The organism is Pseudoalteromonas sp. HM-SA03 (assembly GCF_002289345.1).
Lineage (GTDB): Bacteria > Pseudomonadota > Gammaproteobacteria > Enterobacterales > Alteromonadaceae > Pseudoalteromonas.
The window spans coordinates 1-23261 of record NZ_NSDG01000103.1; the positions used below are offsets into that span (position 1 = coordinate 1).

Sequence of the window (23261 nt, forward strand, 5' to 3'; positions counted from 1 at the left end):
AAACTGCTCCAACAACTGGGAAAAATAAACCCCGCTTAAAAAAGCGGGGTTTATCATCAATCTGAAAAGCCCTGAACGGGCTTTTTAAATACAAACTAATATGGGTTGTAATCTGTGATTACAACTTGGCAAATGCACGCTTTGCAGCATTGATAGTGTTAGCGATTTCTTCGTCAGAATGTATTGTGCTCACGAAACCCGCTTCGAATGCAGATGGGGCTAAATAAACGCCTTCATCTAGCATCAGATGGAAGAACTTTTTGAAGCGCTCTAGGTCGCATTCAGTTGCTTGCTGATAGCTGGTTACTTTCTTAGCGTCAGTAAAGAAGAAGCCAAACATACCACCTGCGTAGTTAGTCGTAAGCGCGATACCTGCTTCATCAGCAGCCGCTTGGAAGCCTTCACACAGGGTTTTACTCTTAGCTTCAAGCGCTGCGTGTAGCCCTTCTTTTGAAAGCAGCTCTAGCGCTTTTAAACCGGCAGCCATGGCAATTGGGTTACCAGACAACGTACCTGCTTGATAAACGGGACCAACAGGTGCGATGTAATCCATGATCTCTTTTTTACCACCAAACGCACCCACTGGCATACCGCCACCAATCACTTTGCCTAAACAGGTCAAGTCTGGGGTGATGTTGTAGTATTGTTGAGCACCACCAAGTGCAACACGAAAGCCTGTCATGACTTCATCAAAGATAAGCACACTTTGATTGTTAGTACATACTTCGCGCAGGCCTTCTAAAAAGCCTTCTACCGGTGGAATACAGTTCATGTTTCCAGCAACTGGCTCGATGATCACACAGGCGATTTGATCTTTGTACTGCTCAAAAATCGCTTTTACTTCATCAAGATTATTAAAGGAAACCGTTAGCGTATGCTTGGCAAAATCGGCAGGAATACCCGGTGAGTTAGGCACGCCCATGGTTAGAGCTCCTGAGCCTGCTTTAACAAGCAAAGAGTCAGCGTGACCGTGGTAACAGCCTTCAAACTTTAAGATTTTATCGCGGCCGGTGTAACCACGAGCAAGGCGAATAGCGCTCATGGTCGCTTCTGTACCAGAGCTTACCATGCGTACTTTTTCAATAGATGGTACTAGCGCTTTTACTTTTTCCGCCATTAGGATTTCAGTTTCCGTCGGCGCGCCGTACGATAGGCCATTTTCAACCGCTTCAAGCACTGCTTTTTTAATCTCTGGATGGTTATGACCTAAGATCATTGGGCCCCAAGAACCCACATAATCAATGTACTGTTTACCATCGGCATCAAAGGTGTGAACGCCTTCGGCTTTGGTGATAAATAGTGGCGTACCACCTACACCATTAAAAGCGCGAACAGGAGAGTTAACGCCTCCAGGGATTGAGTCTTGGGCGCGTTTGAATAAGTCTTGACTGATTGTCATTGTCGATCCTTTTTAGCTTTCACGTTTGCGGCTAAACCAAGGTACTTCTACCTCGTATTTTTCCACTTGGTTTTCAACACCTAGCGTTAGGGCAAAAAGTGCCATACGGATCAATACACCATTTTGAACTTGGCGGAAGATAGCTAGGTTGTCGTTGTTATTTAGGTCGTTGTCTAGCTCGTTTGCATCGCTGCGGCTATCGCGTGGTAATGGGTGCATTAATACTGAGCTTGGTTTACAGTGAGCGTCGTAAATTGCTTGGCTGATCCTAAAACCGCCACGGTATTTGTTTGCTTCTTCTTGAGAAGGGAAACGCTCTTCTTGAATGCGGGTTTGGTAAACGATATCGGCGGCTAAATTGCCTTCCATCTTAGACACGACTTCAACACGGTGACCGGCATTGTCTACGACATCTAAAATAGACTGAGGCATTTGTAAGCCATCCGGTGCAACCATTGTAAAGCGGATATCTTTGTAGTGGCTAAGTAACTTTGATAAAGAATGCACGGTGCGACCATATTTTAAATCACCGACTAGCGCGATGTGCATGCCGTCAATTCCAGTACCAAAGCGGCTAAGCTCTCGGTCAATTGTCAGTAAGTCTAACAGTGCTTGAGTTGGATGCTCATTAGGGCCATCGCCACCGTTGATGACAGGAACGTCGGAGCCAGTTGCAAACTCGGCAACTGAGCCTGCGTCTGGGTGGCGCATTGCCACGGCGTCAGCATAAGCGGAAATCACACGGGCGGTATCATACAAAGATTCGCCTTTTGCCAGTGCTGAGCTTTGCATACCTGTGGTTTCACGGACTAGGCCGCCCAGCAGGTTGAATGCGGTGCCGAAACTTACGCGTGTTCTCGTACTTGGTTCAAAGAATAGATTTGCCAAAATCGCCCCATTGAGTACTTGAGTACGTTTTTGCTTTTTAGCATAGGGTTCCATTTTTTTGGCAATGGAGAAGATGTGTTCAATAGAATCTCTGTCTAGTTGATTGACAGAAAGAATGTTTTCACCTTGGAAACTGAACATTTGGCGATTCCTAAAGACAAATTGACTACCGGGTTGCAGGTCGCTTACCCAACCAGATAACACGCAGACTGTGGGCGGTTACTTGGGCGCATATTATACCCAAGTACCCCCAATAATGCACGGTTACAGTGCAGGTTTTAAAACGGCAAGAAAGACAATGGCTAATAGGATTAATACGGGAAATTCATTGAAAAAACGATAGAACTTGTCACTTTTACGATTGCGATCATGTTTGAAGTCGGCAAGTAATTTAAAGCAATAACCATGATACATATAGAGTAAAATCACTAAAGTCAGCTTGTAGTGTAGCCACATACTGTGCTTAAACCACTCACGTCCATATTCTGTAATCGTTAAGACCCCAAACACAGCGGTGAGAATAGCAAATGGGGTTACAAAAAAGAGCAGACGGCGCTCCATGATTTTTAGCATTGAGCTGCAAGATTTTTCTTCCGTCATCGCATGATATACAAATAGGCGTGGCAGATAAAAAATCCCTGCAAACCAGGCAATCATAAAAAAGATATGTAAGGCTTTATACGTTAGCAATAAGCTCATTATAAATTCCACTTTTTAGACTAGAGTAAACTGTTTCTGGTGGTGAGTATGTGACGAATTTGGTCCCATCGCAATAATCCAAGTATTTGTTTATCATCCTTTTGATTATAAATATACACCGCGCCCGAACGCTTGTCTTTTAGCACATCAAAGGCGTCTGCTAAGGTCGCTTGTGTGCTTAGTCCTTGCAGCTCGATATAAGAGACCGATACGCTGCCCTCGGAGATCAAGTTTAAATCGTATTCGGCTAAGCGGTAGCCGCTTTGTTCATCATAAACAATGAGCGGTGTTTGGCTATCAACCGCGGATAGGGTTTCCTTTATCTGCTCTTTGTCATCGGAATAGAGCAGTTTAAAATTCTCATCCATCTCAGCCACTATCCCCACTTTCTGCAATGCCTCATTTGCTGGGGATACTTGATAAGGCAGTCCTTGAAAGTCCAGTTGTTGTATAAAAATAGAGCGGTTGCCAAATGCCTGCAAAGCCGTAACGTAAGCTGTGGTGATCACCAGCATAGCTGGAACGATTATTTTTGGGTTTGAAGTCAGCTCCATCACCGCAGTAAGTGCAGCAAGCGGCGCGTGCAAAGTCGCCGCAAGTAAGCCAGCCATACCGAGTACACCATAAGTTCCCGCAACATCGACGCTTGGTTCAATAAATTGAGCAAAGAAAGACATTAAGGTGCCCATGATAACCCCAAGCCCAATCACTGGACCAATAATGCCACCGGGAATACCAAGTCCAATTGCAAATAAAGTCGCCATTAGTTTGGCAATCAATATTGTGGTAAGTAGTTGTAAGTTGTGGGGAGATTCAACGGCTTGGGTGATTGCGCTCATACCTGAGCCCATGGCTCCCGGTACGGCATAGCCAATTAATCCCGCAATTAAACCCGCTAATAAAAGACGAGGAAACATGCTGATGGGTTTAAAGGTTTTGATGATCAGCATTAGATTTTGATTGAAGGCAAAAGCAACCGCTCCTAATGCAGCACCACAAATAATTAAATAAGGGTAATGCCAAAAACTCAACGGAGTGATATGAATGAGTGCCAGCTCGGAACTATTACCAAACACATATTGTGTGCTCATTGCACCGATCACTGAAGCCAACATCACGGGAACGAAAATGTGGATTTTATACTCCCTGAGCACGACTTCCATGACGAATATCACCGCTGCAAGCGGGGTATTAAATGAGGCGGCAATACCTGCAGCTACACCGCAACCAGCTAAAGTTCGCGCGGCATTGAGTGGTAGATGTAAACGCTCTGACAGAATGCTAGCTGCTGTTGCCCCCATGTGCACAGATGGTCCTTCTCGACCAACAGAAAAGCCACTGATCAAAGCAACGGCACCACCAAAAAATTGGTTAGCAGAATTCCAAATTGGCATATGACCGTAGTGGTGTTTGATCCGATTGATCACATATGGAATACCCAAACGATAATGCTTAAACCCTGTTAAGGCGGCAAACACAGCGATGAGTAGCGCAGCAAGCACAGGCAAAAATAGCCGATGTAGCTCAGAAAGCTCAGTAAAGTCATCAGGTTTATCGAGAAATGTGCCTTGGATTAATTCAATAGTAAGACGAAAAGCAATGATAAGTATCGCCGCAAGTAGGCCTGCACCGGCACCAAGTAGGCACAGTTGCGCTGAAGTTTTAGGTTTTGCAAGGCTTCGTCTTAATGTATCCAACGACATGAACGTCATTCCACAATAGTAAACCGTTTAAGAATATCAAATTTTTTATACTAAGTCCTTGTGCCAACGCAACTTAACTAAGGCAATAGTCATATTTTCCTTGGTTAAGCATATAGATACCAATTTATATCAAAATACATTCAATAGCAGGTCACGTGCAGAGTTAAGAATCTCTTAATGACAAAAAAAATAAATAAAAACGTTTTAACAGGTGAGCGAGGAGTTCTTTCTTCTAAAAATGGATCATTTATCAAAGATAACTGGTACAAACGCTATACTTGATTAAAATACTCAGGTATTAGATAATTTGCAGATTACAGGATTAGGGGTCTAAATCTATGTCTGAACAATTACCAATTCAGTTTTCTGACGCTGCTGCAAGCCGCGTAAAGGAACTTATTGAAGAAGAAGAGAATGCCAATCTTAAGCTACGCGTCTATGTAACGGGTGGCGGTTGCTCAGGCTTTCAATATGGTTTCACTTTCGATGAAAAAGTAAATCCGGGTGATTTAGAAATCGTAAAAAACGGTGTCACTATGGTTGTCGATCCAATGAGTATTCAGTATTTAATTGACGGTATTGTAGATTATACTGAAGGGCTTGAGGGCGCACGTTTCTTTGTGAGCAACCCCAATGCCACAACCACTTGTGGCTGTGGCGCAAGTTTTAGCGTCTAGACATTATTCGCGCTACGTTTTACTAAAGAGTCATGCTTTTGTCATGGCTCTTTTTGTTTCTATCCATCACAACTCAATTCGCTTTATTCGTCACAAACTACCTGTTAGATACATCATTAAGACAAAAAAGCCTAAAACAAAAGATGAAAATACTAAGATGTAGATAAAGCCTTTTTTCCCTTGCTTAAGCGGCACGCGGTTAGAACGAAGGAAGTAAATCCAGCCTAAGCACAATAGAATTGGCAGTAAAAACAGTAATCGAATCATCTAGCAATAGCCTCTTTTTTAATCACTTAGTAAATGTTAGCTGTAAGTTTTTATTTTTTAAAGAAAAATAATTTATTTCAAATACTGGTACATTTTTTAAAAAATTTGTTAAAGTGTTACTGGATATTACAACCCTTAATGAATTAAGAAAAAGTAAAAAATTAATTAGGTGTTACTCGTGTTTTAGTCTATACCTAATTGGGTACATAGGGACAAGTTAACATTTTGTCTACGTGTTACTGGCTTGGCATAACTTATCTCAGCTAGCTGGTAAGTTGTACCGCATTCGGGGTAAACTGTAGGCTTGAGCGAGTTCTAAGGGCAAAATACTGAGTTCATACAGGCTTAACATTTTGCATTGTAGAGTTCCTCGATAAGATACAACTGTAATATTTAGATAATAACTAAATGAGACGGGCATATTTCATTTAGATAATTTAGTCTTTCATCTAGTAGGAGATGTTTAATTATGATGGGTAAAACGGTTTCTTCTGAAGAAAACGGCAAACTAACAAAGTGGCTAAAATCGAAACGCCACGAGAAAGGTCACACGATGCGCAGTCTTGCGCAGGTGTTAGGTACGCCTCATTCATTCATCGGTAAAATTGAAAACCAAGAGCGTCGATTGGATGTCATTGAGTTTTTACGTTACTGCGAAGCGTTAGAAGTTGATCCTTATGAAGGCTTACAGCTAATCAAAGAAGATCAATAAGCGTTTAGTTAGCAAAAAACGTAAAAGGTGCAAGGACCTGCACCTCTAGTTTTTGTTAGCATGATACGCCTTTTCAATGGCATAAAGCTTATGCCGAATTAAATATAAAAACAATAATGATGGAAGCACCATAAGCGCAGTTAGCGCGAAGAAGAGTGCCCAATTACCTCCAAGTAAATCATCTATCACAAAACCACTATAGCCCGATAGCACGGTTCGGCCTAAGCTGCCAAGTGATGCAAGTAAGGCATAGTGGGTTGCGCTAAATGCTCTATCACAGAGCATAGAAATAAATGCCACCATCGCAACTAGTGACCAAGCTTGGGTAAAGCCGTCCACGACAATTGCCAGCGCGTAAAGGTGCTCTTTAGGACCTACAATCGCAATCCAAGAAAACATTAAATTTGATGCGGCCATAGCAACGCCGCTAATAAATAAGCCCTTTACGATACCGTATTTATGGTTAAAGATGCTGCCAAGAAAAGCAAATACGATAGTGATCACACCGGTACCAAGCTTTGAATATTGCCCGATTTGGGTGTTTGTAAAGCCCACTTCTTTATAAAATACAATGGACATACGGGCTAAGAAAGCCTCTCCTATCTTAAATAGGAAAATAAAGGCGAGTAGGGCACATGCCGTTTTAACCCCATTCTTTTCAAAAAACCGCTTAAAGGGTTCAATCAGAGTTACAGCAAGCCAGGCATAGATCTTTTTGGAAGCATTTGACGAAGCGCTGTGGTTAAGTTTTTGCTCGTAGCTCTTCTGTAGCTGAGCTTGCACTTGCTCGCGATGAGATTTTGGTTCTTTTGCCAACAAAGTGACAACTAACAAACACACTACGATGACGCTTAGCATCTGGTAGATAATGGGCCAACTAAAGCCGGGTAAATCAGCCATAAAGAATGGAATTGCACCAAGTAAGGCATAGCCAGACCACCAACCTGAAGTCGCCATCGCTGCCGCTGCCGTTGCCTTTTCACTTTCATTTTCTGGCAAAATGTCGATGCGATAAGCATCTATTGCAATATCTTGAGTAGCTGAAAATAATGCAATAATAAAGCACAATAATGCAGCATGTGAAAGGTGGTCTTTAATTGAAATTGTAGCTAATGTAAAGGTGGCAATAATAATTATGAGTTGGCAGCTTGCTATCCAACTTCGTCTTTGCCCTAAGCGATTATACAGCAGGGGGATTTTTATTCGGTCAACGAGTGGGGACCACAAAAAGTTGATAGTATAGGCGCCATATACTAGGCCAAATAGGCCAATGGTGCTACGGCTTAACCCCTCATCTTTAAGCCAAGCTGACATCACCGAGCCAATCAATACCCAAGGAAAACCACTACTTATTCCAAAAGCAAAGACAGTTAATAGACGTTTGTCTTTGTAATAACCAAGATATTGTGAAAAGCTAGATGATATCAACATAAAAGGGTATTACTCTGGCTGCTTTAATACTTCGACTGAAAGAATAATGACGGGCTCTTTAGGTATAAAGGTATAGCCAAGCTTTTCATTGTAGCCGGTTTCCACCTTCATAATCGCGTCCAGTGTTTCATAGCCTTCAGACACATTCCCGAACACGGCAAAACCCCAGCCTCTACCCGGGTTCAAGTGATCGTTGTTATCCATATTAAAGAAAAACTGTCTGGTACCTGAGTGTGGTTTGTTGTCTTGGTAGGCCATGGCAATGGTATACATATCATTTTTCAAACCATTACCGCTTTCATTGAAGATAGCTTCGCGCTCAAACATACCATCGTACTCTTTGTCGTAACCTCCACCTTGGATAACAAAGTCTTTTTCGTTGGCTTCATCACGCTCAACTCGATGAAAGACAGAGCCGTTATAGTCTTTGTTGATAACGTAAGTTAAAAAGTTATTCACTGTAATAGGCGCTCTCGATCTGTCTAGTTCGACAATAATCGGCCCTTTACTAGTATTGATTTGAACTCGAGGGAATAGATTATTCTTTTGTACGAATTTACCGTTCATTTCGGCAAATACATTCATACTTAATAATAGGATGGTTAAGCTTAGAATTATTTTTTTCATTAACTTCCTCTCACAAATTGAATAAATTCAGGATCTTGAACGATTCGAGTCACAACCTGTTGAGCTAGATTGTTGAGCTGTTCTTCGATTTTGGCTTGGTCGTGTTTTAGTGGACCATTTAAATTAGCGCTACCTTTATATTGCTTTTTGAAACTGCGAGTGCCTTGCTTTATCAGTACGGTGACGTCAGCATCAGCATCACTTTGATGAGTCGAGAAAGATTCATCAATAATGGCTTTAAAGCGATTGATATCCACAGTGACTTGCATTGCAGCAACCGGTGTTATTTGCGCGCCATGTGCAGTGAGTGCTTGCGTTAATACCTGATTGAAATTAACTGGTAAATTAGCATCAGGTACGTAAAGTGCGGGTTCTTGGTTTTTCACGCGAATGGTGTATTTTGTGGTTCGTAGATCGTTTACTTTGACCGCCACGTTGGCGGCAAGCGCGTTTGACGAAGGTCCTTGATATTCCGGATGAAGAATGACACTGCGTGGTGAGCTTTCACAGCCCACGAGTATCAAGGTTAGCAAAATAATCAGCAATGAAAAACGCATGAAGTTAGCTCCTTTTTATTGCACTTAAAACAGTGAATTTTTTGTTGTTGCCTAGTGTTTTGCTGTTACCGAACAAACGCTTGAGTTTATCGTCGTATTCCAAGTGGCGGTTACCGATAATTCTTAACTCACCCCCATGGCGAAGCGCAGCCTTAGCTTGTAAAAACATCTGCCAAGCAATGTGATCGGTGATTGCGTTGGCCTGATGAAATGGTGGGTTACACAGTATCAGATCCGCACCGTAATTTTCAAAACCCGTAAGGCAGTCATTTTGAACAAACTGACAATCAGCAACACGCTCGGGTAGGTTATTCACGATATTTTGCTCCGCACTATGCACTGCCATCGCGGACTCGTCGATAAAGGTGACGGTGGCATTTGGCATTTTTGCGAGCGTCATCAATCCGATGACACCATTACCACAGCCGAGATCAATGACCTTCAATGGTTTCTTACCCATAGGAAGGTAATTGATAAAAAAACGTGCGCCAATATCAAGAGAGTCTCGTGAGAAGACATTTGCTTCATTCGACAAGATAAAATCAGTTTTTTCCAGCGGCCAAGACACAGGGAATTTACTATCAATGGCTTTGGCTGACGTCTTGCTGAATACCAAGCGCGATTTTTTTACCGCTAAGCTAGTCGTTGGCTCTGTCAAAAAGTGGCTAAAGCTTTTTAAAGTTGAAGTGTGAATTTCTTTTGCTTTGCCAGCCGCAATTACGGGAATGTCCGTAGTCAGTTTACTTAACTGTGCAAGCTGCGCTTGCAATAGCCCTGAATTTTTGGGAATTTTTATTAATATCAGATCGATATCTTTTGGCAGCTCATCCATGCTAGTGAGTACATCAACCTTAGCGTCCGCAAGTTCGTTGGCCTCTAAATTATACTCATAGGCGAGGGTACTTACATAAGAGTCGGTTACTACCGTACAGTGTTTGTCAGCAAGTGCACAGCATAATGCGCCAAAACTATCGTTGAGAATGAGAATACGGTTTGCATCGCGGTGATGTTCAAAGACATAATCTAACAGGTATTCGTCGGCTGAATCCCAAGCTTGTAAGCTGCGATTTTTTTGATCGAGTGGAAACCTATGTAGCGTAAAAGGGTTTCCGGCTAGAATTGCATCAGTCGTCATGTGAATGTTCTATAAATAAAAGCAGCGGGTAGTTTAACATGAGAGCAGTAGACAAAGCACGGAACTTGCCGTGCGGTTTTAGCTATCAAGCACAGGCTATTAGCTTCGATAAAAGTCTAGCGCTATATAATGTACTACTGAATACCCTTGCGTGGCAGCAAAATACCATCACCTTATTTGGTAAGACCCATCAAACGCCTCGACTTGAACGCTTTATTGCCGACCCTGATGTGCACTATAGTTATTCGGGAAAGCGACTTGAAAATGCTCCTTGGCCTTCGGTATTGATTGGGATCAGACAAACGCTAGAACGCAGATTTAATATTCCTTTTAATGCGGTATTGGCCAATTATTATCGTAATGGTCAAGACAGCATGGGCTGGCACAGTGATGATGAACCCGAACTCGGTTTGACGCCCATAATTGCTTCACTGTCGCTTGGCGCGACCCGCAAATTTAAAATACGCCACAAAGTCAGCCACTGTGTAACCGATATCTTATTGGAAACAGGTAGCTTATTGATAATGCAAGGTGATAGTCAGCGCGACTATCAACATGCTTTGCCAAAGCAGAGCAAGGTGTCCCAAGGTCGCATTAATCTCACCTTCCGAAGTGTTGGAAATACGCGCTGAACGGCGTATAGTAGCGTCACGAATTGCTCTAGGAGACAAAGTATAATGTCAATGCAATCACAGATTTATGACAAAATAGCTGAAGCCGTTGCGTGCAAGCATCTGAACGTTATTAATGAAAGCCATATGCACAGCCGTGGCGAAGAGTCTCACTTTAAAGTCATTGTTGTAAGCGAACAATTTATCGGCCAGAGGCTGCTGCAACGTCATCGAAAGATCAATGAAGTGCTAAAAAATGAGCTGCAAAACCATATTCACGCTTTGGCCATTCATGCCTATACACCAGAAGAGTTTTCAGAAAAGGAAGGTCAGGCGCCTGAGTCACCAAAATGCTTGGGTGGTTCTAAGTTCGATAGCTGATCAGATGTGTGTTTTACATATCTGCCAGTACACTACGCAGTAATTTTAATAAAGTGAGTCCAATCTCACTTTTATTTTGTATCAAATCAATGGATAGGATCTCTTATGGTCATCAAACCAAAAATTCGTGGATTTATTTGTACCAATGCGCATCCGGTAGGCTGTGCGGCACACGTTCAAGAACAGATTGAGTACGTAAAACAACAAGGCCAAATCGAAAATGGTCCTAAGAATGTATTAGTGATTGGTGCATCGACAGGTTATGGCTTGGCATCGCGTATCACGGCTGCATTTGGTGCCGGTGCGAAAACGCTAGGTATCTTCTTTGAAAAAGAAGGTTCAGAAAAGAAAACCGCGTCAGCGGGTTGGTATAATACGGCTGCCTTCCAACAAGCTGCAGAAGAAGCGGGTTTGTGGTCTAAAAATATCAATGGCGATGCGTTTTCTGATGAGTTGAAGCAAAAAACCATCGACACCATTAAAGCTGAATTGGGTAAAGTAGATTTAGTGGTATACAGCCTTGCGTCTCCTCGTCGCAAAGACCCTAAATCTGATGAAGTTTATTCTTCAACACTTAAGCCAATTGGCTCAGCTATCACAACTAAAAACTTGAATACTTCAAAGCGCGTTATTGATGAAATGACGGTTGAAGCCGCGAACGAAGATGAAATCGCCAATACGGTTAAAGTGATGGGTGGTGAAGACTGGGAACTTTGGATTGATGCGCTTAAGCAAGCTGATGTACTGGCTGATGGTTTCAAGACAACGGCATACACTTATATTGGTAAAGAGTTGACTTGGCCGATATACGGTCATGCGACTATTGGTAAAGCAAAAGAAGACTTGGACCGTGCGACGCTGGCAATTCGCGAAACCACTGCTGATATTAAAGGCGAAGCTTATGTGTCTTCACTGAATGCAGTAGTGACGCAGGCAAGCTCTGCTATTCCAATTATGCCTCTTTATATCTCTGCGCTATTCAAAGTGATGAAAGGTGATGGAACTTATGAAGGGACAATCGAGCAAATTCATGGGTTGTTTACTGAAAATCTATATGGTCAATCACCACGCTTTGATAATGGCGGTCACTTGTTCCAAAACTATAAAGAACTAGAAGACGGCGTTCAAGCTCGTGTGCAAACTATTTGGGATACTGTTGATACTGATACAATTGATGAACTGACGGATTATGTTGGTTATCACAACGAATTCTTGAAGCTATTCGGCTTCGGGGTTGACGGCGTAGATTACGAAGCTGATGTGGATGCAACGGTAGAAATTAATCACCTCGTTTAATTTCACGGTTTGTGATTTCACGGTTTGTGATTTTGCGGGCAAAGTGCGAATTGGTACTTTGCCCGTTTTTGTTTGACCGTGAATTTTTACTTATTTTGCAGATTAGGGTAAGAAAAATTTTATCTATGCAACTTTGGTCTATACTCCTTCCAGTGATGGATTTTTCAACTAATCTAAATCCACGTTAAAGTCGTATTAATTTCATAATTCCACTCGCATACTCAGTACGATTAATGTTAAAATCAGAGAAATATGTGAGGACTTTTATCACGACGCTGCTTTTTTGTGCGCGTTGAGAGGTATTTTAAAGGGGCTTGTTTGGGAACCCTATCCGGACTCATAACTTTCTGCTCTTTATACCTAATACTTAGTACAAACGAGGTGGCGCTGTGGTGACTAAAGATATTTTCAGTTTCTTTCCGTTAATGTAATGCAAGTGCGTATGATCAACATAAAAAAAGGTCTGGACTTACCAATAGAGGGCGCACCTCAGCAAGTTATTCATGATGGTTCTGCTGTCAAACGAGTAGCTGTGCTAGGTGAAGAATTCATCGGTATGCGTCCTACCATGCATATTCGTGTGGATGACCAAGTCAAAAAAGGCCAAGTTCTTTTTGAAGATAAAAAGAACCCAGGCGTCAAGTTTACTGCGCCAGCTTCTGGTGTAGTTAAAGAAATTAACCGTGGTGCTAAGCGTGTACTTCAATCCGTTGTGATCGAAGTTCAAGGCGACGAGCAAATCACTTTCGAGAAGTTTTCAGCTGCTGATTTAAGCAACTTAGACTCTGAAAAAGTGAAGGAAGTGCTAATTGAGTCTGGTCAATGGCCAGCGCTTCGTGCACGTCCATTCAGCCGTGTCGCTGTGCCGAGTGCAACACCTAGCTCAATCTTTGTGACAGCAACAGATACTAATCCGTTAGCAGCAGATCCTGCTGTTATCATCGCAGAAAACGTGGAAGCGTTTGAAGCGGGTCTAGCGGTGGTATCTCGTTTGACTGAAGGCAAAGTATTTGTGTGTAAGAAAGCGGGTGCTAACGTACCTAGTTCTTCTATCTCACAAGTAGAAGTTCATGAGTTTGCAGGTGTGCACCCAGCAGGTAACGTGGGTACTCACATTCACTTCCTAGATTCTGTAGGTACAAACAAGCAAGTTTGGCACATTGGTTATCAAGATGTCATCGCGTTTGGTAAGTTGTTCCTGACAGGTGAAATCTACTCAGACAGAGTTATTGCTCTAGCAGGTCCTCGAGTTAAGAACCCTCGCTTAGTAAAAACTCATGTCGGTGCGTCGCTAACAGATTTAGTTGCAGGCGAGCTTGAAGACGGTGATAACCGAGTCATTTCTGGCTCTGTGTTAGCTGGTAAAACAGCAACTGGCCCTCACGCTTACCTTGGTCGTTACCATACTCAAGTATCAGTTTTACTTGAAGGTCGCGAGAAAGAGCTATTTGGCTGGATCGCTCCGGGTAGTGACAAATTCTCAGTAACACGTACATTCATTTCACACTTAACACCTAGCCGTTTGTTCAAGATGACAACGTCTACTGGTGGTTCTAAGCGTGCGATGGTACCAATCGGTAACTATGAGCGTGTTATGCCACTCGATATTTTGCCAACGCTATTATTACGTGATCTTATTTCACGTGATCTAGATTCTGCGATTTCGTTGGGTGCACTAGAGCTAGATGAAGAAGATTTAGCACTATGTACTTACGTATGTCCGGGCAAATATGAGTACGGTTCAATCCTGCGCGATTGCCTGACTACTATCGAGAAGGAAGGTTAAAAATGGCCTTAAAGAAATTTTTAGAAGACATTGAACCTCACTTTGAACCTGGTGGTAAACACGAGAAGTGGTACGCGCTTTACGAAGCCGTAGCAACTATCTTCTATACTCCTGGTTATGTAAACAAAGGTGCAACGCACGTTCGTGATAACATCGACCTAAAACGTATTATGATTTTAGTGTGGATGGCGACGTTCCCTGCAATGTTCTTTGGTATGTTCAACATCGGTCACCAAGCTGCACTTGCACTAGGTAACGGTTTTGAGCTTGCTAATACTTGGCAGGTAGCTATCTTCCAAGCGCTTGGCGGAGAATTAACCGCTGATGCCGGGTGGGGCGCCAAGATGTTCTATGGTGCGTGTTTCTTCTTGCCTATTTATGCAACTGTGTTTGCGGTTGGTGGCTTCTGGGAAGTGTTATTCGCGTCAGTTCGCAAGCACGAAGTAAACGAAGGCTTCTTCGTAACCTCAGTGTTATTCGCGCTTATCCTGCCTGCAACAATTCCGCTATGGCAAGCTGCTTTAGGTATTACGTTCGGTGTTGTAATCGCGAAGGAAATCTTCGGCGGTACAGGTCGTAACTTCCTAAACCCAGCACTTGCAGGCCGTGCGTTCTTATTCTTTGCGTACCCTGCTGACATTTCTGGTGACACAGTGTGGACAGCTGTTGATTCGTTCTCTGGTGCAACTTACTTAGGTCAAGCGACTGCAGGTTCACTAGACTACAGCAATATGGACCTTTGGTTTAACGCGTTTTACGGCTTTATCCAAGGCTCTGTAGGTGAAACATCAACACTAGCAATCTTACTTGGTGGTTTGTTCCTTGTTTATGTTCGTATCGCTTCATGGCGCATCGTACTAGGTACATTCATTGGTATGGTTGTAATGTCATTCGTTCTAAATGCAATTGGCTCTGAAACAAATGCTGCGTTTGCTATGCCTTGGCACTGGCACTTAGTACTTGGTGGTTTTGCATTTGGTATGTTCTTTATGGCAACAGACCCTGTATCTGCGTCGTTCACAGACAAAGGTAAGTGGTTATACGGTGCACTAATCGGTGTAATGGTTGTGCTTATCCGTGTTGTTAACCCGGCATACCCAGAGGGCATGATGTTAGCAATCTTATTCGCTAACCTTTTTGCTCCACTATTCGACCACTTCGTAGTGCAGTCAAATGTGAAGAGGAGATTGGCACGTGTCAACTAATAATGAATCAATGGGCAAAACGCTCGGCGTAGTTGTTGGCTTATGTTTAGTGTGTGCAATCGTAGTATCTTTTGCTTCGGTTCAGCTTCGTCCTATGCAGCAAGCAAACAAAAACGAAGATATTCAACGTAACATTTTAGCCGTTGCTGGCTACGATAAAGTTAAAAACGTATCTGAAGTTTTTAACCAAAATATCGAATCACGTGTTGTTAGTCTTAAAACGGGTGAGTTTGTTGAAGACGTTAAAGCGGAAACTTTTGATTTTGAAGCGACTAAGTTTGATGCCAAACGTAGTTACAAGCTTTCAAAAGAAGAAGACAAAGCGGGTATTCAACGTATCACAAATAACTCTCCAGTTTATTTTGCAAAAGATGACCAAGGTAAAGTGTCTACTATCATTCTACCAATCCAAGGTTATGGCCTTTGGGGTGTGATGTATGGCTTCCTTGCGCTAGAAGCTGATGGTGAGACGATTAAGTCAATCAACTTTTATAAGCACAGTGAAACTCCTGGTCTTGGTGGCGAAATCCAAAACCCTAAGTGGACTGCACTTTGGGAAGGTAAAGAGCTTCCTATCGACGTTGTTAAAGGTAGTGCTGGCGGTAACGAACACAAGGTAGATGGTCTATCTGGTGCGACACTTACTTCTAATGGTGTTGATCATACAGTAGATTTCTGGACAAGCGACAAAGCGTTTGGTCCATTCCTTGCGAAAGTACGTAAAGGAGCATTGAACTAATGGCTAATGCAAAAGAAATGAAGGAAGTCTTGTTTGGTCCTGTTTTTGCGAACAACCCGATTGCACTGCAAGTGTTGGGTATCTGTTCTGCACTAGCGGTAACTTCAAGCCTTAAAAATGCACTTATCATGTCAATTGCGTTGACATTGGTTACTGCGTTTTCAAGTTTATTTATCTCAATGATCCGTAATCACATTCCTTCAAGTGTGCGTATCATTGTCCAAATGACGATTATTGCATCTTTAGTAATCGTTGTAGACCAAGTGCTTCAAGCCGTTGTTTATTCAACAGCAAAAGAACTGTCAACGTTCATCGGCCTTATCATTACTAACTGTATCGTAATGGGTCGTGCAGAAGCATACGCAATGAAGTCACCACCAACAATGTCATTCCTTGACGGTATTGGTAACGGCTTAGGTTACTCTGTTGTACTTCTAACAGTTGGCTTTATCCGTGAGCTATTCGGTGCGGGCACATTGTTTGGCGTTGAAATCTTACCACTTATCTCTGAAGGTGGTTGGTATCAGCCTATGGGTCTACTAGTTATGCCATTCAGTTCGTTCTTCATCGTAGGTGCATTTATTTGGGCACTACGTACTTGGAAGAAAGAGCAAGTAGAAGCGAAGGCATAAGGGGAGAGAGATGGAACAATATATCAATTTATTTATAAAAGCAGTTTTCATTGAAAACTTAGCTTTGTCTTTCTTCTTAGGTATGTGTACTTTCTTGGCGGTATCTAAGAAAGTAACAACGTCGCTAGGTCTAGGTATTGCGGTAGTTGTAGTTCTTGGTATCTCTGTACCAGTAAACAACTTGGTTTATCACGCAGTGCTAGCGCCGGGCGCATTGGAATGGTTAGGCTTCCCTGAAGTGGATCTTAGCTTCCTACGCTTCTTGACGTTTATCGGTGTAATCGCAGCGCTTGTACAAATTCTAGAAATGACATTGGACAAGTTCTTCCCTGCGCTATATAACGCACTTGGTATCTTCCTACCGCTAATCACAGTTAACTGTGCGATTTTCGGTGCGGTATCATTCATGGTTGAGCGTAACTTAAACTTCGGTGAATCTGTAGTTTATGGTCTAGGTTCAGGTGTGGGCTGGGCACTTGCTATCGTATTGTTAGCAGGTATTCGTGAGAAGATGAAGTATGCAGACGTTCCTGATGGTTTACGTGGCTTAGGTATTACCTTTGTTACTGTAGGTCTAATGGGCTTTGGCTTCATGTCATTCTCTGGTATTTCACTGTAAGGTAGCGAGGAAACTATACGATGGAAACTATTGTATTAGGCGTAAGCATGTTCATCGCTATCGTTGTGATGCTAGTGCTTATCATCATTGCAGCGAAATCGAAGCTTGTAGCAAGCGGTGACGTTACAATTGATATTAACGGCGATCCTGAAAAAGCGATCAAGACTCCTGCTGGCGGTAAGCTACTAGGTGCACTTGCAAACGCGGGTATTTTCGTATCGTCTGCATGTGGTGGCGGTGGCTCATGTGGTCAGTGTCGCGTACATATTAAAGAGGGTGGTGGTGATATTCTACCAACCGAACTTGACCACATCTCTAAAGGTGAAGCACGTGAAGGCTGTCGTCTAGCGTGTCAGGTTAATGTTAAAAACGACATGGAAATCGAAGTTGAAGAATCAATCTTCGGTGTTAAAAAGTGGGAATGTACTGTTATCTCTAACGATAACAAAGCAACTTTCATCAAGGAGCTAAAACTAGGCATCCCTGAAGGTGAAGTTGTACCTTTCCGTGCCGGTGGTTACATTCAGATTGAAGCACCAGCTCACCATGTTAAATATGCAGACTATGATATTCCTGAAGAATATCGTGCTGACTGGGAACGTTTTGGTTTCTTTAAGCTAGAGTCTAAAGTTGACGATGAAACGATCCGTGCGTACTCAATGGCTAACTATCCAGAAGAGTTTGGCATCATCATGCTAAACGTACGTATCGCAACTCCGCCGCCAAATAACCTAACATTGCCTTGTGGTAAGATGTCATCGTACATTTGGTCACTTAAAGAAGGTGATAAGGTGACTATTTCTGGTCCATTCGGTGAATTCTTCGCGAAAGACACTGATGCAGAAATGGTATTCGTTGGTGGTGGTGCTGGTATGGCGCCAATGCGTTCACACATTTTCGATCAGCTTAAGCGTCTAAACTCTAAGCGTAAGATGTCTTTCTGGTACGGTGCTCGTTCTAAGCGTGAAATGTTCTACGTGGAAGACTTTGACGGCCTAGCAGAAGAAAATGATAACTTCGAATGGCATGTTGCACTTTCTGATCCTCAACCAGAGGATAACTGGGAAGGTTACACTGGCTTCATCCACAACGTACTTTTTGAAAACTATCTTAAAGACCATGAAGCGCCAGAAGATTGTGAGTTCTACATGTGTGGTCCTCCAATGATGAACGCGGCAGTTATTAACATGCTTAAAGACTTAGGTGTTGAAGACGAAAACATCCTACTTGATGACTTCGGTGGTTAATTAGGTTTCGGTCTAACAATGAACTTAAGTTAGAATATCAGCCCTCCAGCAAAATGCTTTGCTCGAGGGCTTTTTTATACCCGTTGGTACTAAACTCAGGAAGTTCTGATGCAAGCAAGTTACGCTTTTTTATCTCGATTTTTTATTATTTCGTTTTTATTCGTTTTTTTAACAGGGTGCCAAGACGCCAAACCTGAAGCCAAGGAGATCGTGCTGTCTGGTAAAACCATGGGCACGACTTACAACATCAAGGTATTCCCCGGTGAAAAGCCGCTCGAACAAGCGCAGTTGCACGAGGAGGTTGAGCAAGCATTAAAGGCTGTTAATCAATCTATGTCCACCTATATCCCAAATTCTGAGATTAACCAGTTTAACCGTTTAGCCGCAAATACCGTTATGCCTATCAGTGAAGACTTTCGCTTGGTAGTTGCTGAATCTATCCGCCTTGGAAAGTCGACCAAAACGCTTGATGTTACGATGGGACCGCTTATCGATTTGTGGGGATTTGGTCCTGACAAAAGACCAACAATGCGTCCGTCACAGGTCGAGTTAGACGATATGCGCACTCGTATAGGTGTTGATAAGCTTATTTTAAATGACCGTGGTCTTGCGAAAACAGTTACGGGGCTGGAATTATCATTTTCTGCAACCGCTAAAGGCTATGGCATAGATAAGGTGGCTGAGGTGATTGAGAGTCATGATATTCATGACTATATGGTAGAAATCGGTGGCGAGCTTCGCGTTTCTGGCAAGAAGCCGGATGGTGAGTGGCGTATTGCTATCGAGAAACCCGATGCGCCTGTTGGTCAACGCCAAATTCACCGCGTGATAGAGCCTGGTAAAAACGGTATTGCAACTTCAGGAGACTACCGTATTTTTTATGAAATGGACGGTGAAACCTTTACACACCTTATTGACCCAACAACGGGTCGCCCAGTTAAACATGAGCTGGTATCGGTAACGGTACTACATCCATCTGCGATGACGGCTGATGGCCTAGCAACAGCATTGACTGTGATGGGCACGGAGCGTGCAAAGGCGTATGCCACTGAGCATCAACTCCCCGTGTATTTGATGTATAAAAGTCCTGAAGGGATCAAGAGTTACGCGAGTGAAGAATTTAAACAATATATAAACAAAGGTTGACGGGGTGTTGTTTTTTTACTTACATTTATCAAGCTCCATTTAAGGAGGAAAATATGTCTAATTTAAGGAAATAAATATGTCTAAAAAAAATCTAAAAAAGTTTAAACAATTGAAGCTAGTTGACTTAAAAAAAGTAAGCGGTGGTGACTGTTACTATAATGGTAGACGCTTTTCCGAGGGCGCTGAATTCAACGGTAAGACATGTCAAGGAGGCGAATGGGTGTGATGAATAAATTATTATTAGCTTTGGCAATTATTAGCACTTCTTCATTTGTACTTGCGAATGACGAGGTGTTTGATGAGCAAAAGCATGCCTTAAATGTTGAGGTTAAAACGTATGATGGCAAAAAATATTGCTATTATGCTGACCAAGAATATTCGAAAGGCGCTGTGATGAAGCAAGACACAAGCATAAAAGTTTGTGAAGTTGGTTCAGAGGGCACTTTGATTTGGGTAAATCAGTAAATATTAATTTATAAAATTTAAAGCCGTCGCCCGCGGCTTTTTTGTATGTGAAGAAGTTTTGAGTCATTATCTATGAAACATATATTGTTACAACACCCCATAATTTAATTGTGAGTGACGCCATGAAAGCGTATAATTTGTGCGTCGTCACTCAATTCAATGTAGCAATAAAAGGGGCTAGATAATGTCTTTATTCCTCCTTACTTTCGGTTTACTTATGCTTATCGCTGTTGCGATGGCAGTAGGCGTTATCGTACAAAAGAAATCCATGGCAAGTAGCTGTGGTGGTTTGGGCTCAATGGGCATTGACAAAATTTGTGATTGCGACGATCCATGCGACAAACGCAAAAAGCGGTTAGCAAAAGAAGAGATGTGGAAAGAAAACCAGATCCTATAACCGTAGAATGGTATTAATTGAAAACGCAAGCTTAGCTTGCGTTTTTGCTTTTTGGGTAATAAACCTCAGGTTAAGTAAAAATGCAGCGGCAGCTATATTTTGTTCGTCATGGTGAAACGACCCTATCAGGCCATTTACTTGGAGTGACAGATCCCGAACTCAGTAGTACTGGTGTTCAGCAATTGCTGCAATCGTTAACGAGCCTAAGTGGTCTGCAGCGTATTATTAGCTCTCCAAGGCAGCGCTGTCTGAATACAGCTACAGCCTTTGCAAAGCAGTATCAACTCCCCGTTGAGGTGGAGCCAAATCTCGCCGAATTTGATTTTGGATTATGGGATGGACAGTCCTATGATACGCTTTGGCGAGAAACCCAATCTCCAAGTATTGGCGATTTTTGGCAAAACCCTTGGCTGCACACGCCTCCTGAGGGCGAGTCTATGTATGATTTTCATCATCGGGTTGCCACATGGTGGCACAGCATTTTGGAATCGCCAAGTGAAGAGTGTACCGCCGTCGTAGCGCATGCCGGAGTAATAAAAGCGCTTGTAGCACTTATTCTCGACCTATCGCCTGAGCTTACTGCATACCAATCGAAGATAGATATTCCTTATGCGGGTATAGTAAAAGTTGAGGTGTTTTACGACAGCAGCCAAACTGCTTGGCCAAAAGTTGTATTTTAGACGTCTAGACTTCATAATATTGCAAATTTCGTGATAGGCAGATATTGGGAATGAGGTGTGAGTCCTCAACTGTCCCCGCAACTGTAAGTGTATGAGTGTTACCTCTTGCATAAGTCAGATACCAAGGCCTATCTATATACTTAAGCGGGCAGACTTAAGTCAAAGTTGTCGCTTGTCTATAAGCTACTACTTTGCCGTGCCCAATCAGAGGTGCTATGGCAGTTACTCCACAGTTTCAAGTCGATAAACTTAGCGTGCAGCTTGGTGGTAAAGCCATCTTAAAGGCACTCAGCTTTGCTATTAATTCGGGTGAATTTATTGGTTTGCTCGGACCGAATGGTGCTGGAAAGTCGACTTTGCTGCGCACTTTATATCAATACACAGCACCAAGTTCTGGGGCGCTACTTTTCAATGGTAAGCCGTTAGCTAGTTATGGACGTAAAGCCTACGCGAGACATGTTGCTGTGGTGCTACAAGAGATCCCCGCTGAGTTTACTCTGCCATTATTTGATATGGTATTGATGGGGCTAACACCGAACAAATCACTGCTCGCGACAACGACGGCTGCTGAAAAACAGGCAATCTTACATGCCATTGAGCAGGTTGGATTGAGCCATAAATTAGAGCAATGTTTTAGCTCCTTGTCTGGTGGGGAGAAGCAAAGGGCAATGATCGCACGTGCCATGGTGCAAGCGCCTCAAGTATTGATAATGGATGAGCCCACCAGCCATTTGGACATTAAATATCAAATCCAAATTATGGAGCTGGCCAAACAGCTTGGTGTTACTATCATTGCGTCTTTTCACGACTTAAATTTGGCTAGCGCCTTGTGCGATCGCTTATTAGTATTAAATAACGGTGAGCTTGTTGCAGATGGGTCGCCACTTGAAGTCATTAACGAAACCCTATTAAGCCAAGTTTTTGGGGTATGCGCAGAGGTTTCTACTGTCCGTCATCCGCCAAATAACAGTGAGATCCCACATATACGCTTTCATTACGGGTATCAATTATGATTGCCGCAAAGCGGATCGCGTTGATATCGATACTGCTATTGGCCTTGTGCTGTTTTAGCATGCTGATGGCACTTAAGATCGGTGCGATTGATTTATCTTGGCATACGGTTATACAAGCGATTATTAATTTCGATCCCAGCGTACTTCAACAACGGGTGGTAGTTGAGCTTCGTCTGCCACGGACGTTACTGGCGATGAGTGCGGGAGCAGGACTGGCGATAGCGGGNTACAAACCGTGACGCGTAACCCGCTAGCTGATCCTTATTTATTTGGTATTTCTTCAGGTGCTTCATTCGGTGTGGTGGTGCTTATCGCGCTATTTGGTGCACAGTCTAGCCTAATGATGTCTGGGGCTGCATTTGTCGGAAGTTTGCTGTCTATCTTACTACTTTTATTTGTGGCAAATCGCAATGCGCTACAGCAGGTAGAAACTATGCTCTTGGCGGGCGTCGCACTTTCTTTTCTGTTCAGTGCCTTTACTAGCTTATTGCTTTATTGGAGTGATCCTCAAGCCATCAGTGCAATCTTGTTTTGGAATCTAGGCTCGTTTGCAAGGGCGAGCTGGCAATGGCTATGGCTTCCTTGTTTGGCCGTGTTGCTGAGTTTTATCACGCTTTTAGTGATGCGTCGGCCACTCAACGCCTTGTTGCTTGGAGATGAGAGTGCTACCACGCTTGGCGTGAATGTAGAACGAGTGCGAATAGGTATGTTGTTATTGAGCTCCTTACTCACCGCTGTACTTGTGGCTGCGTGCGGAGGAGTCGGATTTGTAGGCTTGATGATCCCGCATATCGTGCGCTTTTTTATCTCGCAAGCAAAGGTCATTGGGCTTGTGGCCACCGCGCTTTGCGGTTCGCTTTTGATGCTATGGGTGGATGTATTGTCGCGCACGCTTATCGATAATCAGGAACTTCCTGTGGGGGTGATCACCGCCGCCATTGGCAGCGTG

25 protein-coding genes, 1 pseudogene and 1 riboswitch are annotated in these 23261 nt (G+C 43.0%); of the genes and pseudogenes, 18 read left to right on the forward strand and 8 right to left on the reverse strand.

All coding sequences use genetic code 11. The features are described 5' to 3' along the window. Positions 1 to 118 precede the first annotated feature (118 nt). The 4 genes from hemL to CKO50_RS19790 all read right to left on the reverse strand — a co-directional run bounded on the left by hemL (position 119) and on the right by CKO50_RS19790 (position 4689). Positions 119 to 1399, reverse strand: coding sequence for a glutamate-1-semialdehyde 2,1-aminomutase (hemL, locus tag CKO50_RS19775; protein WP_095729552.1), 1281 nt, complete (start codon positions 1397 to 1399; stop codon positions 119 to 121). Between the two features lie 12 nt (positions 1400 to 1411). Further along, entirely contained in the window at positions 1412 to 2428 is a 1017-nt protein-coding gene (locus tag CKO50_RS19780) for an aspartate carbamoyltransferase (RefSeq protein ID WP_095729553.1), read from the reverse strand. Between the two features lie 123 nt (positions 2429 to 2551). Further along, entirely contained in the window at positions 2552 to 2986 is a 435-nt protein-coding gene (locus tag CKO50_RS19785; protein ID WP_095729554.1) for a CopD family protein, read from the reverse strand. Between the two features lie 20 nt (positions 2987 to 3006). Then, positions 3007 to 4689, reverse strand: coding sequence for a chloride channel protein (locus CKO50_RS19790; RefSeq protein WP_095729555.1), 1683 nt, complete (start codon positions 4687 to 4689; stop codon positions 3007 to 3009). Between the two features lie 338 nt (positions 4690 to 5027). Here CKO50_RS19790 and erpA point away from each other — a divergent pair, with 338 nt between their 5' ends. Together erpA and CKO50_RS19800 are read left to right on the forward strand one after the other, a co-directional pair. Beyond that, positions 5028 to 5366, forward strand: coding sequence for an iron-sulfur cluster insertion protein ErpA (gene erpA, locus CKO50_RS19795; protein ID WP_095729556.1), 339 nt, complete (start codon positions 5028 to 5030; stop codon positions 5364 to 5366). A 736-nt stretch (positions 5367 to 6102) separates the two neighbouring features. After that, positions 6103 to 6345, forward strand: a complete 243-nt coding sequence (locus CKO50_RS19800) for a helix-turn-helix transcriptional regulator (protein WP_017216404.1) — start codon at positions 6103 to 6105, stop codon at positions 6343 to 6345. Between the two features lie 45 nt (positions 6346 to 6390). On the opposite strand, the gene CKO50_RS19805 is transcribed toward CKO50_RS19800, so the two are convergent. From CKO50_RS19805 to CKO50_RS19820, 4 genes are read right to left on the reverse strand one after another with little or no spacing between them, the layout of a single operon-like run. Beyond that, the gene (locus CKO50_RS19805) at positions 6391 to 7776 is read right to left on the reverse strand and encodes an MFS transporter (protein WP_095729557.1); all 1386 of its coding nucleotides are present in this window, start codon (positions 7774 to 7776) and stop codon (positions 6391 to 6393) included. Positions 7777 to 7785: 9 nt separating this feature from the next. Then, entirely contained in the window at positions 7786 to 8403 is a 618-nt protein-coding gene (locus CKO50_RS19810) for a peptidylprolyl isomerase (protein WP_095729558.1), read from the reverse strand. Further along, positions 8403 to 8960 carry a YajG family lipoprotein gene (locus CKO50_RS19815; RefSeq protein WP_095729559.1) on the reverse strand — a complete coding sequence of 186 codons (558 nt, stop codon included), beginning with the start codon at positions 8958 to 8960 and terminating at the stop codon, positions 8403 to 8405. The genes CKO50_RS19810 and CKO50_RS19815 overlap by 1 nt, the downstream gene beginning before the upstream one ends. A 4-nt stretch (positions 8961 to 8964) precedes the next feature. Beyond that, positions 8965 to 10095: a methyltransferase gene (locus CKO50_RS19820; RefSeq protein ID WP_095729560.1), complete on the reverse strand. Its 1131-nt coding sequence runs from the start codon at positions 10093 to 10095 to the stop codon at positions 8965 to 8967. Between the two features lie 38 nt (positions 10096 to 10133). Between CKO50_RS19820 and CKO50_RS19825 the strand changes: the two genes are divergently transcribed. The 16 genes and pseudogenes from CKO50_RS19825 to CKO50_RS19895 form a co-directional block, all read left to right on the forward strand. Continuing rightward, positions 10134 to 10727, forward strand: coding sequence for an alpha-ketoglutarate-dependent dioxygenase AlkB (locus tag CKO50_RS19825; RefSeq protein ID WP_095729561.1), 594 nt, complete (start codon positions 10134 to 10136; stop codon positions 10725 to 10727). A gap of 45 nt (positions 10728 to 10772) precedes the next feature. Continuing rightward, complete coding sequence (locus CKO50_RS19830) at positions 10773 to 11087, forward strand: BolA family transcriptional regulator (RefSeq protein WP_095729562.1); 315 nt, start codon at positions 10773 to 10775, stop codon at positions 11085 to 11087. Between the two features lie 105 nt (positions 11088 to 11192). Then, on the forward strand, positions 11193 to 12383 hold the full coding sequence (fabV, locus tag CKO50_RS19835; protein ID WP_095729563.1) for an enoyl-ACP reductase FabV: 1191 nt from the start codon (positions 11193 to 11195) through the stop codon (positions 12381 to 12383). Between the two features lie 442 nt (positions 12384 to 12825). After that, entirely contained in the window at positions 12826 to 14169 is a 1344-nt protein-coding gene (locus CKO50_RS19840; protein ID WP_010372207.1) for a Na(+)-translocating NADH-quinone reductase subunit A, read from the forward strand. Between the two features lie 2 nt (positions 14170 to 14171). Next, positions 14172 to 15374, forward strand: coding sequence for an NADH:ubiquinone reductase (Na(+)-transporting) subunit B (locus tag CKO50_RS19845; protein ID WP_017216396.1), 1203 nt, complete (start codon positions 14172 to 14174; stop codon positions 15372 to 15374). Then, entirely contained in the window at positions 15364 to 16113 is a 750-nt protein-coding gene (locus CKO50_RS19850; protein WP_095729564.1) for a Na(+)-translocating NADH-quinone reductase subunit C, read from the forward strand. The genes CKO50_RS19845 and CKO50_RS19850 overlap by 11 nt, the downstream gene beginning before the upstream one ends. Then, positions 16113 to 16745, forward strand: a complete 633-nt coding sequence (locus CKO50_RS19855; protein WP_010372200.1) for an NADH:ubiquinone reductase (Na(+)-transporting) subunit D — start codon at positions 16113 to 16115, stop codon at positions 16743 to 16745. The genes CKO50_RS19850 and CKO50_RS19855 overlap by 1 nt, the downstream gene beginning before the upstream one ends. 10 nt (positions 16746 to 16755) lie before the next feature. Further along, on the forward strand, positions 16756 to 17364 hold the full coding sequence (gene nqrE / locus CKO50_RS19860) for an NADH:ubiquinone reductase (Na(+)-transporting) subunit E (RefSeq protein WP_010372198.1): 609 nt from the start codon (positions 16756 to 16758) through the stop codon (positions 17362 to 17364). A 20-nt stretch (positions 17365 to 17384) separates the two neighbouring features. Beyond that, entirely contained in the window at positions 17385 to 18611 is a 1227-nt protein-coding gene (nqrF, locus tag CKO50_RS19865) for an NADH:ubiquinone reductase (Na(+)-transporting) subunit F (RefSeq protein WP_039493746.1), read from the forward strand. 108 nt (positions 18612 to 18719) lie between these two features. Then, positions 18720 to 19757: an FAD:protein FMN transferase gene (locus tag CKO50_RS19870; protein WP_095729565.1), complete on the forward strand. Its 1038-nt coding sequence runs from the start codon at positions 18720 to 18722 to the stop codon at positions 19755 to 19757. A 76-nt stretch (positions 19758 to 19833) separates the two neighbouring features. Next, on the forward strand, positions 19834 to 19983 hold the full coding sequence (locus CKO50_RS24115) for a hypothetical protein (protein ID WP_176474714.1): 150 nt from the start codon (positions 19834 to 19836) through the stop codon (positions 19981 to 19983). After that, entirely contained in the window at positions 19983 to 20222 is a 240-nt protein-coding gene (locus CKO50_RS19875; protein ID WP_176474715.1) for a DUF1496 domain-containing protein, read from the forward strand. The genes CKO50_RS24115 and CKO50_RS19875 overlap by 1 nt, the downstream gene beginning before the upstream one ends. A gap of 184 nt (positions 20223 to 20406) precedes the next feature. Continuing rightward, complete coding sequence (gene nqrM / locus CKO50_RS19880) at positions 20407 to 20619, forward strand: (Na+)-NQR maturation NqrM (RefSeq protein WP_010372193.1); 213 nt, start codon at positions 20407 to 20409, stop codon at positions 20617 to 20619. 80 nt (positions 20620 to 20699) lie between these two features. Continuing rightward, positions 20700 to 21299 carry a histidine phosphatase family protein gene (locus CKO50_RS19885; protein ID WP_095729567.1) on the forward strand — a complete coding sequence of 200 codons (600 nt, stop codon included), beginning with the start codon at positions 20700 to 20702 and terminating at the stop codon, positions 21297 to 21299. After that, positions 21290 to 21445, forward strand: a riboswitch (cobalamin riboswitch). Its footprint overlaps the gene before it by 10 nt. A 69-nt stretch (positions 21446 to 21514) precedes the next feature. Then, the gene (locus CKO50_RS19890; RefSeq protein WP_095729568.1) at positions 21515 to 22312 is read left to right on the forward strand and encodes an ABC transporter ATP-binding protein; all 798 of its coding nucleotides are present in this window, start codon (positions 21515 to 21517) and stop codon (positions 22310 to 22312) included. Then, a pseudogene (locus CKO50_RS19895) lies at positions 22309 to 23261 on the forward strand (FecCD family ABC transporter permease); the annotation flags it as partial. The gene CKO50_RS19890 and the pseudogene CKO50_RS19895, both read left to right, overlap by 4 nt.